At 66.1% G+C, this 13264-nt stretch carries 11 protein-coding genes; 3 read left to right on the forward strand and 8 right to left on the reverse strand.

Features of this window, described 5'->3' with window-relative positions:
• Nucleotides 1-172 precede the first annotated feature (172 nt).
• Nucleotides 173-997 carry a type I methionyl aminopeptidase gene (gene map, locus PMN64_RS12945; protein ID WP_016844429.1) on the reverse strand — a complete coding sequence of 275 codons (825 nt, stop codon included), beginning with the start codon at nt 995-997 and terminating at the stop codon, nt 173-175.
• A gap of 167 nt (nt 998-1164) precedes the next feature.
• Nucleotides 1165-2481: a mechanosensitive ion channel family protein gene (locus PMN64_RS12950; RefSeq protein ID WP_411780969.1), complete on the reverse strand. Its 1317-nt coding sequence runs from the start codon at nt 2479-2481 to the stop codon at nt 1165-1167.
• Between the two features lie 239 nt (nt 2482-2720).
• Here PMN64_RS12950 and PMN64_RS12955 point away from each other — a divergent pair, with 239 nt between their 5' ends.
• Nucleotides 2721-4514, forward strand: coding sequence for a potassium/proton antiporter (locus tag PMN64_RS12955; RefSeq protein ID WP_028340443.1), 1794 nt, complete (start codon nt 2721-2723; stop codon nt 4512-4514).
• Between the two features lie 9 nt (nt 4515-4523).
• Here the strand turns inward: PMN64_RS12955 and PMN64_RS12960 are convergent, their stop codons facing one another.
• The 6 genes from PMN64_RS12960 to mepA all read right to left on the reverse strand — a co-directional run bounded on the left by PMN64_RS12960 (nt 4524) and on the right by mepA (nt 10075).
• Nucleotides 4524-5753, reverse strand: coding sequence for a hypothetical protein (locus PMN64_RS12960; protein ID WP_411780970.1), 1230 nt, complete (start codon nt 5751-5753; stop codon nt 4524-4526).
• A gap of 94 nt (nt 5754-5847) precedes the next feature.
• Nucleotides 5848-6519 (reverse strand): molybdenum ABC transporter ATP-binding protein, encoded by a 672-nt coding sequence (gene modC, locus PMN64_RS12965; protein ID WP_411780971.1) that lies wholly within the window; start codon nt 6517-6519, stop codon nt 5848-5850.
• A gap of 103 nt (nt 6520-6622) precedes the next feature.
• Complete coding sequence (gene modB / locus PMN64_RS12970) at nt 6623-7318, reverse strand: molybdate ABC transporter permease subunit (protein ID WP_168858344.1); 696 nt, start codon at nt 7316-7318, stop codon at nt 6623-6625.
• Nucleotides 7319-7481: 163 nt separating this feature from the next.
• Nucleotides 7482-8267 (reverse strand): molybdate ABC transporter substrate-binding protein, encoded by a 786-nt coding sequence (modA, locus tag PMN64_RS12975; RefSeq protein ID WP_411780999.1) that lies wholly within the window; start codon nt 8265-8267, stop codon nt 7482-7484.
• Nucleotides 8268-8472: 205 nt separating this feature from the next.
• Nucleotides 8473-8982, reverse strand: coding sequence for a hypothetical protein (locus PMN64_RS12980; RefSeq protein ID WP_411780972.1), 510 nt, complete (start codon nt 8980-8982; stop codon nt 8473-8475).
• A gap of 130 nt (nt 8983-9112) precedes the next feature.
• Nucleotides 9113-10075: a penicillin-insensitive murein endopeptidase gene (gene mepA, locus PMN64_RS12985; RefSeq protein ID WP_411780973.1), complete on the reverse strand. Its 963-nt coding sequence runs from the start codon at nt 10073-10075 to the stop codon at nt 9113-9115.
• A gap of 252 nt (nt 10076-10327) precedes the next feature.
• Between mepA and PMN64_RS12990 the strand changes: the two genes are divergently transcribed.
• Both PMN64_RS12990 and PMN64_RS12995 read left to right on the forward strand, forming a co-directional pair.
• On the forward strand, nt 10328-10708 hold the full coding sequence (locus PMN64_RS12990) for a L,D-transpeptidase (protein WP_016843321.1): 381 nt from the start codon (nt 10328-10330) through the stop codon (nt 10706-10708).
• Between the two features lie 356 nt (nt 10709-11064).
• Nucleotides 11065-13263 carry a putative bifunctional diguanylate cyclase/phosphodiesterase gene (locus PMN64_RS12995; protein ID WP_411780974.1) on the forward strand — a complete coding sequence of 733 codons (2199 nt, stop codon included), beginning with the start codon at nt 11065-11067 and terminating at the stop codon, nt 13261-13263.
• Nucleotide 13264 lies beyond the last annotated feature (1 nt).

Here is a 13264-nt window from a genome sequence, read left to right on the forward strand (position 1 = left end):
CCATGGGCGTCGGCAGCGTCAGATGTGTATAAGAGACAGGGGTGGGGGTGTCGCCACAAGCGAGATTCTTCTTAGGGGGAAAGCCCCCACCCGGATCGCATCTATCGATGCGATCCGACCTACGAGCGAGCTTCGCTCGTCTCGACCCCGCAAGCGGGAGAGGTAACAAGGACTACACCTGAACCCAGGGCTTCTCGCCATGGCGTTCGGACAGCGTGAAGATCTCGACGCCGTCGGCGGTGACGCCGACCGAGTGCTCGAATTGCGCCGACAGCGAGCGGTCGCGGGTCACCGCGGTCCAGCCGTCGGACAGGATCTTCACATGCGGCTTGCCGAGATTGATCATCGGCTCGATGGTGAAGAACATGCCGGGCTTCAGCGGCGCGCCTTCGCCGGGGCGGCCGATATGGATGATGTTCGGCTCGTCGTGGAACAGGCGGCCGAGGCCGTGGCCGCAGAAGTCGCGCACCACGCTCATGCCCTGCGGCTCGACATAGCTCTGGATGGCATGGCCGATATCGCCGGTGGTGGCGCCGGGCTTGACCGCGGCGATGCCGCGCATCATCGCCTCATAGGTCACCTCGATCAGCCGCTCGGCCTTCCGCGCGATGGCGCCGATCGCATACATGCGGCTGGAGTCGCCGTACCAGCCGTCGACGATGAAGGTGACGTCGACATTGACGATGTCGCCTTCCTTCAGCGGCCGGTCGCCCGGCATGCCGTGGCAGACCACATGATTGATCGAGGTGCAGGTCGAGTAGCGATAGCCGCGATACATCAGCGTCGCCGGATAGGCGCCGTGATCGAAGGCGAACTTGCGGACGAACTCGTCGATGACCGAAGTCGGGATGCCCGGCTTGACGATGTCGGTGAGCGCGTCGAGGCATTTCGACACCAGGGCGCCCGCCTTGCGCATGCCGGCAAAGCCGCTCGGTCCGTGCAGCTTGATCTGGCCGGTCTTGCGAAGCGAGGTGTCGGTGGCGTCGATATAGCTCATGGGCGGGCTGTTTCTGCGGGCAAGGGGCTGATTTCAGGCCCTAATTTAATGATCGGCGCGCCCGGCGCAAGCCAAGCTTGGGCATGGGGACATGTCCAAACGGCTTGATTTCCGGGCACAATCCGGAACAGCGGTCACCGGTCCTGCAAAAAGATTGTGCTCGAGGGTCAGTTGGAGACCTCGACCACGCTCTCGACCGGCAGCGCGCCGCCGCGGATGCGGAGTTCCCGCACCGGGTAGGGCACCCGGATGCCCTGCTGCTTGAAGGCGTCCCACAGCGCCAGCATGACGTCGCTCTTCACATTGTCCATGCCGTCAGGGTCGGCAATCCAGAAGGTCAGCGAGAACTTCATGCCGAGCTCGGCGAATTCGGTGAGGATGCAATTCGGCGGCTTGCCTTTGAGCGCGCGGGCGTGGGCTGCGGCGGTATCGATCGCGAGCTTGCAGACCAGCCTTGGATCGGCGTCGTAGTTGACGGCGAAAGCGATCTTCACCAGCGTATTCTTGTCGGTGTAGGTCCAGTTGGTGACCTTCTGCGTCACCAGGTCCTCGTTCGGGATCAGGAACTCGCGGCCGTCGCCGGCGGCGACCGAGATGTAGCGGGTTTTCATCGCGCTGATGCGGCCCTGGCTGTCGCCGATGGTGACGAGGTCGCCCGGCTTCACCGACTTGTCGACCAGCAGGATGATACCCGAGATGAAGTTGGCGACGATCTTCTGCAGGCCGAAACCGATGCCGACGCCGACGGCGCCGGACAGCACCGCCAGCGCCGACAGATTGATCCCGACCGCGCTCAAGGCAATGGCGACCGCGACCACCATCAGGCCGATGCGAATGATCTTGACCAACAACACCTGGATCGACGGGGTCAGGTCGGTCGAGCGGGTGATCTGGCCGTCGATGAAATTGCTGGCGATATTGCTCAGCCACAGCGCCACGATCAGCAGCGCGCCGGCCTTGATCAGCAGCAGCGGCGTCAGCCGCAGACCGCCCACCACGACGGCGAACGAATCCAGAGTCTCGGCGGCCCAGTCGAGCTGGCCGATGATGCTGAGGGCGGCAACCACCCAGGCTGCGATCGAGACCAGCTTGACGATGAAGGCGTTGTCGATCACCGAGGTGACGAGGCGGATCACCAGCCAGGCCAGCGCCAGCTTGGCGGAGACCGCGATCAGATAGCTGCGGCTCGGCCAGGTCGCGTGCCACATCACGATGCGCGAGATGATCATCAGGACCGCGAACACGGCGGTGGAGGCGCTCTTCACCATCACGCGGGCGAAGTGCCGGAGCGGCAGCGGCCAGCGCATCGCCAGCGACGCCGTGTCGACCCGCGCATGAATGGCGGTATCGGCGGCGTAGGCGAGGCCCGCGGCGGCGAGGATGATGCCGAACTGCAGATAGAACCAGGGCGAGGCGACCTCGGCGCCAACCGAGCGCGCCGCCATTTGGATCGATTCCAGGACGTCCTTCAGGCTCATGTCCATCGGCAAATTCTCAACTTGCAGTGCGGGTCAGCCAAATGTGATTCGAATGCCCAGCGAGAATCCCACAAAGGCGCTCACGCGACCATCGATACAACACAGTGTGGAGGCGACCTAGGGCTGATGAGACCGGGCACATTGCCGCTCATGTCAGAAATCGGTTGGCGTCCCAGTGTGGCGACGATAAGGATGCAATTGCAAGTATTTGAGACCTCCCAAGTCCTTGAGACCTCCGAAGGCGCATGGCATCCCTCGACTCCGTCAGTATAGCGATCCTGCTCGGTGCGGTGCTGGTGATGGCCGGCATCCTGTCGAGCCTGCTGGCCTTGCGGTTCGGCGCCCCCTTGCTGCTGGTGTTCTTGCTGGTCGGCATGCTGGCGGGCGATTCCGGTCCAGGCCGGCTGCAGTTCGACGACGTCCGCACCACCTATCTGGTCGGCTCGGTGGCGCTGGCGCTGATCCTGTTCGACGGCGGATTGAAGACGCGGTTTGCCAGCATCCGCACCGTGCTGGTGCCCTCGATGGTGCTGGCGACCGCCGGCGTGCTGTTGACCGCGCTGATCACGGCGCCGGTCGCCCGCTTTGTGCTCGACCTCAACTGGACCGAGTCATTGCTGGTCGGCGCCGTCGTGGCCTCGACCGACGCGGCTGCCGTGTTCCTGCTGGTGCACACCCAGGGCCTGCGCCTGCGGCCGCGCGTCGGCGCGACGCTGGAGGCGGAATCCGGCACCAACGATCCGTTCGCGATCTTCCTCACTTTGATGCTGGTCGAGTTCATCTCGATCGGCCAGAGCTCGGCCTCGCACATCGCGCTGGAGTTCATCCAGGAGGCCGTGTTCGGCGCCATCATCGGGGTGATCGGCGGCCGGCTGGTGGTGATCGCGCTGAACTATGTGGCGCTGCCGCAGGGCCTGCATGCGCCGTTCGTCACCACCGCGGCATTGGTGATCTTCGGCGGCTCGCAGATCGTGCATGCCTCGGGATTCCTCGCGGTCTATCTCGCCGGTATCATCATCGGCAACCGGCCGACCCGCGCGCATAATTCGGTGGTGACGTTCCTCGACGCCGCGACCTGGCTGGCGCAGATCGTGATGTTCGTGCTGCTCGGCCTCTTGGTCTCGCCGCATCGCCTGCTCTCCAGCGCCGGCGGCGCCGTGCTGGTGGCGTTCGCGCTGATGCTGGTGGCGCGGCCGCTGGCGGTGCTGATCTGCCTCGCACCGTTCAAGTTCAACTGGCGCGAGAAGGTCTTCATCGCCTGGACCGGGCTGCGCGGCGCGGTCGCGATCTTCCTCGCCTCGATCCCGATGCTGGTCGGACTGTCGAAGGCCTATCTCTATTTCGACGTCGCCTTCGTCGTCGTCATCATCTCGCTGCTGCTACAGGGCTGGACGCTGGCGCCGGCGGCGCGGCGGCTGCATGTCGCGCTGCCGCGCGCCGAACGCGGCCCGCGCCGTGTCGAGCTCGATCTGCCGGGCCAGCTCGAGCAGCAGCTGGTCGGTTATCCGGTGCGGCCGAAGAGCCTGTACTTCCGCCGCGGGCTGATCCCCTCCTGGTCGAAGCCGACGCTGGTGATCCGCGACGAGCGGATCCTGACGCCGACCGAGGCCGATCCGGTCGCGCCCGGCGACTACATCTACCTGCTGGCGCCGCCGAAGCGCGCCGAGGCGCTCGATCGCTTCTTCGTCGACATGGCGCCGTCGAGCGCGCCCGATCCGCATCTGCTCGGCGACTTCATGGTGTCGGCGGAGCATACGCTCGGCGAGCTCGCCGAGATCTACGGCGTCAAGGTCGACGAGCACCAGGCCAAGCTGACGCTCGCCGACTATTTCGACGTCAATCTCGACCGCGCGCCGAAGGAAGGGGCCGAACTGGCGCTCGACGAGATCGTGCTGGTGGCGCGCAGCATCAGCGGCGGCCGCGTCAACGTGGTCGGCCTGCGGTTGCCGGAGGAAGAGGAAAAGGTCGCGCCGCAAACGCGGATGCAGATCGTCAAGCGCAAGCTCGCCGATATCTGGGCGTCGGTGGCGGGGGTCTGAGCCGCGCCGTTACGTCTTGCGCAGGAAGTTCGAATCCGGGGCGAACTTCTTGATCATGTCGGACAGCCCGTCGTCCGGCGGACCGGATGGGCCCTTGGACGCTGAGTCCGGCTTGGGCTCGCCCTTGATCTTCTGACCGGAAATCTCGGCCAGCGCCGCGAGCAGCGTCTCGTCGAGATGATCGGCAGGTGTCTTCCCAGGTGGTGCCGGCGGAGGGGCAGGCGCGACGCTACCAATCTCGGGCTCGCGTTTCGCCGGCGACGGCGCGGGCTCCAGCGCCGGCTTGGGGGTGTCCTTGGCGTCCGCCCGCCGGACGGCGGCCTCGCTGACGGCGGCGATCAGCGATGCTTCGAGATCGGCGGGCGTCTCGGCCGGCATCGGCGGCGGTGCCGCTGGCATTGGCGGCGGCGAGGCTGGCATCGGCGGCGGCTCGGCGGGTTTGGCGTCCCGGGGGGCGCGACCGAATAGCGGTTGCCGCTGGCCCGCCGCCTGCGGCCGGCTGTCGGTTGCCTCGCCGGGCTCCTTGTTGAGCTCCTTGTTAATCTCCTTGGCAGGCTTGAAGAGACCCGCACGTTCGGCGGCGATCCTGGCGGAAGCCTCCTCGACCGTGGCGAGCAGGGACGCTTCCAGCGCATCGGCGGAATTGCTCGGCGAAGTCGCCGGCTTGGTGGCAGGGGCGGCCACCGGCTTCTTCGGCTCTGGCCGAGGCGGCAACGGCGGTGGCCGAGATGCTTCGACTGGTGCGGGCGGCGTCGGGATCGGCTGACCGTCGCGGGCACGCGCGATGATGCGGTCGACGATCGCCCCCAGGCGGCCCTTGTCGGGGGCGGCCAGATAGCTCGCCGCCAGCTCGTCGACATATTGCGGGCCGTAATCGGCGAGCACATTGGCGATTTGGGCGAGGTCGGGATCGCTCTCGACCAGCCGCCGCCACGCCTCGCGATCGTAGGGCGCGTCGTTGTTCTTGTCGGGCCAGGCCACCCGGCGCGGCTGACGCTGCCCGGTATCCTGGCCTGCGACCGGGTCGAGGGTCGGCGGCTGCAGCCCGTCGCTGAGGTGAGGCGGGGTAAATCCCGAGACGCCGGCCGGCACGGCAGCATCGGCCGGACGCCGGCGCCGCTCGGCGACCTGCAGCGCGATCAGGCCGACGCCCATCAGCAGGAAGCCGAGCGCGGCCCACGAAATCGTGGCGCACAGCAGCCCGCCGATCAGCAGCAACACCCAGCCAGTCAGTCGCACAAATTCACCCTTCCCCATGCCCGATCGGACGTCCCGACGCGGGCCTAGCAGACAAGATAGGCTATCTTATGCCGACTTTCGGAAAAACGGCCAGCTACCCGCCAGCCGTCAGCACCTTGACACCGCCGAACGCGGTCACCTGGCCGCCGCGCAGCATCACGATCTGGGTGGCGAGCTGGCGCAGCTCGGCGGCGTCGTGGCTGACATAGACCATCGGGACGCCGGCTTCGTCGCGCAGCCGGACCAGGTAGGGCAGGATCTCGAGCTTGCGGCTTTCGTCGAGCGCGCCCAGCGGCTCGTCAAGCAGCAGCAGCCGCGGCTTGGACAGCAGTGCCCGGCCGAGCGCGACGCGCTGGCGCTCGCCGCCGGAGAGCTTTCCGGGACGGCGGTCGAGCAGGGCGCCGATGTCGAGCAGGTCGACGACGCGCCGGTGTTGCGCGGGATCCTCGGTGAGGCCGTTCATGCGGCGGCCGTAGTCGAGGTTCTGCCCGACGTCGAGATGCGGAAACAGCCGAGCGTCCTGGAACACGTAACCGATGCGGCGGCGCCAGGTCGGGACGTGGATGCCGGTCGCGGTATCGTCGACGGTCTCGCCGTCGATCACGATAGTGCCGCGGTCAGGACGCAACAGCCCCGCGATGGTGTTGATCAGCGAGGTCTTGCCGGAGCCGGACGCGCCGAACAGGCCGGTGACGCGGCCCTCGCTGGTGAACGAGGCCGCGAGCGAGAACTCGCCGAGCTGCTTTTTGATGTCGACGCGCAGCATGGCTAAAGCGCGATGAGATTGAGTTGAACCGTCATCGCGCTTTAGCTCCTTGTTCGAGCATGATCTCTTCGGAAAACCGCTTCACACTTTTCCGGATCATGCTCTATTGCCCATGCAGGCGCGCGGTGGCGCGACGCGCGAACACTTCAGCCGCGACCAGTGCGCCGACCGCGAGCACGATCGAGATGATCACGAGCCGCGCGGCGGCGGTGTCGCCATCCGGCGTCTGGATCAGCGAATAGATCGCCGACGAAATGGTCTGGGTCTCGCCGGGAATGTTGGAGACGAAGGTGATGGTCGCGCCGAACTCGCCGATCGCCTTGGCAAAACCGAGCACCATGCCGGCCAGCACGCCGGGCAGCGCCAGCGGCAGCGTCACCGTTGCGAACACCCGCCAGGGCGCGGCGCCGAGTGTCTCGGCCGCCTGCTCGAGGCGGCGGTCGACTGCCTCGATCGAGAGACGGATCGGCCGCACCAGAAGCGGAAACGACATCACGCCGCAGGCGAGCGCAGCGCCGGTCCAGCGGAACGCGAACACGATGCCGAGATGGTCGGCCAGCCAGCCGCCGACCAGGCCGCGCTTGCCGAAGGTCAGCAGCAGCAGATAGCCCGTGACGACGGGCGGCAGCACCAGCGGCAGATGCACGGCGGCATCGAGCAGCGACTTGCCCCAGAAATCGCGCCGCGCCAACAGCCAGGCGAGCGCTACCCCGAACGGAGTCGCCACCAGTGTTGCGATGACGGCGACCCGCAGCGACAGCAGGATCGCCGTCCATTCGGCCGGCGAGATCTCGAACACTAGCGTCTGTTCCCGAAGTTCGTATGCAAGTGCGGCTCCTCAGTTACGAACTTCGGGAACAGACACTAGTAAGAGTCAATAGGCCAGTGCCGCTGGTCGATTTGACGTTCCTCACGGTGCGTGCGGCCATCACTGGAGGAACGTCAAATCGGCGGCGCTGGGCTTACGTCGTCGGGCTGATCAGGAACTTGAAGCCGTACTTCTCGAGGATCGTCTTCGCCGTCGAGGAGCGCAGGAAGGCGAGATACTCGGCGGTCTCGCCCTTCGCGGTCGTGGTCGCCGCGACCGGATAGATGATGGCCGGATGGGTGTCGGCCGGGAAGGTGCCCACGATCTTGACGCCCGGCTCGACCTTGGCGTCGGTCGAGTAGACGATGCCGAGCACGGCTTCGCCGCGGGCCACCAGCGTCAATGCGGCGCGGACGCTCTCGGCCATCGCGAATTTTGGCTCGGCCGCCTGCCAGGCGCCGAGCTTCTCCAGCGCGGCCTTGGCGTATTTGCCGACCGGCACCGCCTTGACGTCGCCGGTTGCGATCCTGCCGTCGCCGGCGAGCTTGGCGAGATCGAAGCCGGGTCCGATGTTGACGTTGTCGATCTTGGAATCCTTCGGCGCGATCAGCACGATCGAGTTGCCGAGCAGGTTCACCCGCGTCTGCTCATTGATGTTCTTCTGCTTGATCGCATAGTCCATCCAGTCGGTATCGGCGGAGACGAACACGTCGGCCGGCGCGCCCTGCTCGATCTGTTTTGCCAGTGCCGAACTCGCGGCATAGCTGGCGGTGATCTTGACGCCGGTCTTGGCGGTATAGGCTGCATCGATGTCGTCGAGCGCGTTCTTCATCGAGGCGGCGGCAAAGACGGTGAGCGTCTTGTCCTCCGCGCTCGCGGGCGAATGCAGCGCGCCGAGCAGGATGACGAAGGCGGTGAAAAGTCCGGCAAGCCTTGAAATTGAAAGTCGTGACATGGAAAGCGCTCCGTGCGAGTTCACGCGCGAACGGGCGCGCAAATCAGGCGTTGGGTGAGGTCTGGCCTGCGACGGACGGAAGCGCTGTTCCGCTGGTCCCCGACGGACTTACGGTCCTCAGGAATATCGCACTGCAAACATAGCAGACTGAGGCTTGCGGTAAAGGCGACCCTTTGACTAACGGATCGTCCTATTCATCCGACGGCTGGATCGCGACCGACAGCGAGTTCTCTTTTGAGCCGCTGACCTGCAGCACGAAGGGGCTGGCGGCGAGGTCATATTTCACGGTCTTGCGGATACCGTCGCAATCGGTCGCGCCGCTGAACGCCTTCGGCTTCAGGAAATGCCCGTCCTGCACCAGGTCGACCCAGGCCCCGGCCGACAGGCTGACGGTATAGATCCCGGCCTTCGGCGCGGCCTTGAAGCTGGTGAAGCCGGCGAAGGTGCCTTCCTTCGGCGCGCGCTCCGGCGGGCTCGGCAATTTGGCGTCGCCGGGGGCCACCAGCGCCAGCGTGATCGCGGTCGCCGGCAGCGCGGTCTGCTCGCTTCCCGATACGACCTTGGCACGATCGGGCGCGGTCAGCGCGGCGCGTGCGCGCTCGATCGACCATTTGAACTTGTCGCAGCCGCTCGGCTCCTCCGCCGCGAAAGCGGGAGCCGAGACGAGCAGCAGCGATGCGGCGAGGAGCGATTTGCGCATGTCTGGTCCATTCATGATGACGGATGAATAGATCAGCGGCCCCGATCCATCGCCCGAACGCGCTTACGGCGCGACGGCACGAGATCATATCGCAGTTCGAGCCGGCCGGCATAGCCGCCTGACGAAGATGTTATTGCCCTGGCAGCTGCTGTTTGGCGTCGGGGGCGTTCAGCACCGTCCTGCAGTCGGCCGGCATCTGCGCCAGCGTCATCGGCGGGCGGGGTTTCGGCGGCTTCGGCGGCGGCTTCGGGTGCAGCACCGAATCCTTGAACCAGAAGGCGAGATCGGACGCCTTGCAGCCTTCGCCCTCCGCTTGCGGCTTCTGTCCCTCGCAGCCAGGGCTGCCGGGCGGACATCGCATGCGAATGTGGAAGTGGTAGTCGTGGCCCCACCACGGCCGGATCTTCGACAGCCAGCCGCGATCGCCCTTGGCCTCGCGGCACAGCGCCTTCTTGATCGCGGGATTGACGAAGATGCGCTGCACCGCCGGCTCCCGCGCCGCGTCGCGGATGACCAGCACATGGCCCGGCGTGAAGACGCGTGGATCGATGTCGAGCCGGTCGTCGCGCACCATCATCACCGCCGACATCTCCTCGCGGTCCTCGCGCGACAATTTGCGATCGGGCATCGGCGTCAGCCAGATATCGGCGTCGAGTCCGATCTGGTGGCTGGCGTGACCGGAGAGCGCGGGGCCGCCGCGCGGCTGGCCGATATCGCCGACCAGGATACCCGGCCAGCCGGCGTCCTTGTGCGCGTTGGCCGCCAGCCGCTTCAGCAGCGCGACCATGTTGGGGTGACCCCAGTAGCGGTTGCGCGACAACCGCATCACCTGCCAGGTGTCACCGTTGAGCGGCATCTGCGCGGCGCCGGCGAGACAACCCTTGGTGTAGCCGCCAATCGACCGGGTCGGCAGCGCCGCCGGCAAAACCTTGCGCGCGAACAGCTGCTTCGCCCCGATCTTTGGATCGTCAGGGTTGGCGAGCGGCGGCAGCGGCTGCGGATTGAGCGAGCCCCTGTCCTGCGCCCGCGCGGAGATGGTGCAGGCGACGAGGGCTAAGATCAGGAGTGGGAACAGACGCAGGCGGGGTGTCATTCGGATCACTCTGTCGGCGCAAGGCTAGCATGGATTCGGAGCAGGCGGACCGCGCTTTCATCCCATTCGCTTGATCGCCCACGGGGTGGATTAAGATTACCCGCGGCTTCCAGGCTCCGATGTGAGCCACGCCACTTTACAAGCGCACGTTGTGGGCGACATCATGTCCGCAATAATTTCAGGGTAGGCGTTATTGTGACAAGCGTATCGTGCGTACGGCCGGCATTTGCCGCCGCGATAGCTGCGTCGATATTGGCGCTCTCCCCGGCGCGGGCCGACGTCGTCGTTCACATCGATAAATCATCGCAGCGCATGGCGGTCAGCGTCGACGGCGCGAGACGCTACAACTGGCCGGTGTCGACCGGCCGCCGCGGCTATGGCACGCCGAGTGGAGTGTTCCGCCCGCAGATGCTGGCGCGCCGCTGGTACTCGAAGAAGTACTATAACTCGCCGATGCCGCATTCGATCTTCTTCCATGGCGGGTTTGCCATTCATGGAACATACGAACTCACGCGCCTTGGCGGGCCGGCCTCGCATGGCTGCGTGCGCCTGCATCCCTCGCACGCCGCAATGCTCTATGGATTGGTCGAGCGCAATGGCCGCGGCGGCACGCGGATCGAGATCACCAACTAAGGTACGATTCGGCAAAAATGCGAAGGCTGAAGCGCACCGCGGCTTAACCGCACGATAACCCTGCCGCACGCTGACAAACATTGGTGCGCTTGAAGCGTCTTCGGCGCATTCATTGTGCAATCGCGCGCCGGTTTACGCTTCCTTCACCAAGCGCAGGCGCTTCCATGCTGCGATTCTGTGCCGTGCGCCGCTGGCGCGCCGCAAGCAAACTCACGCCCGGCGTGAATTCGCCTGCAAAGCAGGCATGCAAGGCTTCTCAGGCAGCGCAGCTACTCGCCAAGAGATACCAATTTTTCAGAGACTTATCGCAGATATATCGCCGAACTGGAATGCGCGTGGGGCGTGCGATACCGATGATGCGGCCGAAGAAAAACACCAAGAAACCGAACCAGGCCAAACTGTCCCGTCCTCGGGGCCGTCGGCCCACACCGATGCCGAAAGTGTCGGGCAGATCGCGCCGCCCCGCGGTCGAGATCGGCGAACTGGTGCGCCAGCGCGCGCAGGCCGAGGCCGCGATCGCCGAGGCGCGCAAATCCAACGCGCGGCTGCGTGAGGCGATCGACATCCTGCCGCAGGGCATCGTGTTCCTCGACCCCGAAGGCCGCTACACGCTCTGGAACAAGAAATACTCGGAAATCTACAAGCGCAGCTCCGATCTGTTCGAGCACGGTGCGCGCCTGGAAGACACCATCCGCGTCGGCGTCGCGCGCGGCGACTATCCCGAGGCTGCCGGCCGCGAGGAGGCGTGGATCGCCGAGCGGCTCAGGAAGATGTACCAGCCGGGCGAGCGGCACGAGCAGGTGCTGGCCGACGGCCGTGTGGTGCTGATCGAGGAGCGGCTGACCTCGGATGGCGGCATCGTCGGCCTGCGCGTCGACATCACCGAACTGAAGCAGCGCGAGGCGTCGTTCCGCCTGCTGTTCGACGGCAATCCGGTGCCGATGATCCTGTGCGCGCTCGACGGCGAGCGGATCCTCGCGGTCAACGACGCCGCGATCGCGCATTACGGCTACGTCCGCGCCGAATTCGAGCGGATGACGATCAGGAGCCTGCAGGCGTTCGATGCCGAGCTGCCCTGGGCGGCGGGTCGCAGCAGCGACGAGCAGGCGGCGCGGACCTGGAAGCATGTGCGCGCCGACGGCACGCTGATCGACCTTGCGATCTATTCGCGCCAGCTGATGCATGGCGACCAGCCGGCGATGCTGCTCGCGCTGATGGACATCACGGAACGCAAGCGCGCCGAGGCGCGGCTCGCCTTCATGGCCCAGCACGACAGCCTGACCGGCCTGCCCAACCGCAATCTGCTGCGCCAGCAAATGGACGAGATGCTGCAGCACACCCGCCGCTCAACCGACAAGGTCGCGGTGCTGATGCTGGGTCTCGACAATTTCAAGGCGGTCAACGAGACGCTCGGTCACGGCATCGGAGACAAGCTGCTGCGCGCGGTCGCAAAGCGCCTGCGCTCGACGCTGCGCGAGGAAGACGCGCTGGCCCGTCTCAACTCCGATGAGTTCACCATCGTGCAGGGCGGCGTGATGCGGCCCGAGGACGCGGTGCTGCTGGCGCGGCGGATCTTGGACGCGATCGGCGAGCCCTATCTGCTCGAGGGGCATTCGGTGGTGATCGGCGCCAGCATCGGGATCGCGATGTCGCCCGGCGACGGCGAGGATTCCGAAAAGCTCCTGAAGAGCGCCGACATGGCCTTGTCGCGCGCCAAGAGCGAATTCCGCGGCACCTTCTCCTTCTTCGAGGCGGAGATGGACGCGCGCGCCCAAAGCCGCCGCAAGATCGAGATCGACCTGCGCGATGCGATACAGAACGAAGGCCTGCGGCCCTATTACCAGCCGCTGGTCGATCTTGCGACCGGGCGCATCACCGGCTTCGAGGCGCTGGTGCGCTGGCCGCATCCGGAGCGCGGCATGATCTCGCCGGGCGAGTTCATCCCGGTGGCCGAGGAGACCGGGTTGATCAATCCGCTGGGCGCGCTGATGCTGCATCGCGCCTGCATGGACGCGGCGCAATGGCCTGACGACGTGCGCGTCGCGGTCAATCTGTCGCCGCTGCAATTCCGTACCGGCAATCTGCTGGCGCTGGTCACCGACGCGCTGCGGCAATCCGGCCTGCCGGCGCGGCGGCTCGAGCTCGAGATCACCGAGACGCTGCTGCTCGAGAAGAGCAGCCAGGTTTTGGCGACGCTGCATGCGCTGCGGGCGCTCGGGGTGCGGATGTCGATGGACGATTTCGGCACCGGCTATTCGAGTCTCAGCTATCTGCGCAGCTTTCCGTTCGACAAGATCAAGATCGACCAGTCCTTCGTGCGCGACCTCGGCGCGAACCCGGACGCGCAGGCGATCGTGCGTTCGATCGTCAGTCTCGGCATCGGGCTCGGCGTCACCATCACCGCCGAGGGCGTCGAGACCGAGGCGGAGTTGAGCTGCCTGCGCGCCGAAGGCTGCCACGAGGGCCAGGGCTTCTTGTTCAGCCGCGCCCGGCCGAACGCCGAGGTCATCAGACTCTTGAAGGCGCAGCGCGTCGCCGCGGCGCTGGTGGCGTAGT

The sequence above is a fragment of the Bradyrhizobium sp. UFLA01-814 genome (assembly GCF_046718885.1).
In the GTDB taxonomy this organism is placed as follows: Bacteria; Pseudomonadota; Alphaproteobacteria; order Rhizobiales; family Xanthobacteraceae; genus Bradyrhizobium; species Bradyrhizobium elkanii.

Excerpts from the sequence above, each read along its gene's own strand:
- map (WP_016844429.1), bottom strand. The coding sequence starts at position 997 with ATGAGCTATATCGACGCCACCGACACCTCGCTTCGCAAGACCGGCCAG.
- PMN64_RS12955 (WP_028340443.1), top strand. The coding sequence starts at position 2,721 with ATGGCATCCCTCGACTCCGTCAGTATAGCGATCCTGCTCGGTGCGGTG.
- PMN64_RS12995 (WP_411780974.1), top strand. The coding sequence starts at position 11,065 with ATGCGGCCGAAGAAAAACACCAAGAAACCGAACCAGGCCAAACTGTCC.
- PMN64_RS12980 (WP_411780972.1), bottom strand. The coding sequence starts at position 8,982 with ATGCGCAAATCGCTCCTCGCCGCATCGCTGCTGCTCGTCTCGGCTCCC.
- modC (WP_411780971.1), bottom strand. The coding sequence starts at position 6,519 with ATGCTGCGCGTCGACATCAAAAAGCAGCTCGGCGAGTTCTCGCTCGCG.
- PMN64_RS12950 (WP_411780969.1), bottom strand. The coding sequence starts at position 2,481 with ATGGACATGAGCCTGAAGGACGTCCTGGAATCGATCCAAATGGCGGCG.
- mepA (WP_411780973.1), bottom strand. The coding sequence starts at position 10,075 with ATGACACCCCGCCTGCGTCTGTTCCCACTCCTGATCTTAGCCCTCGTC.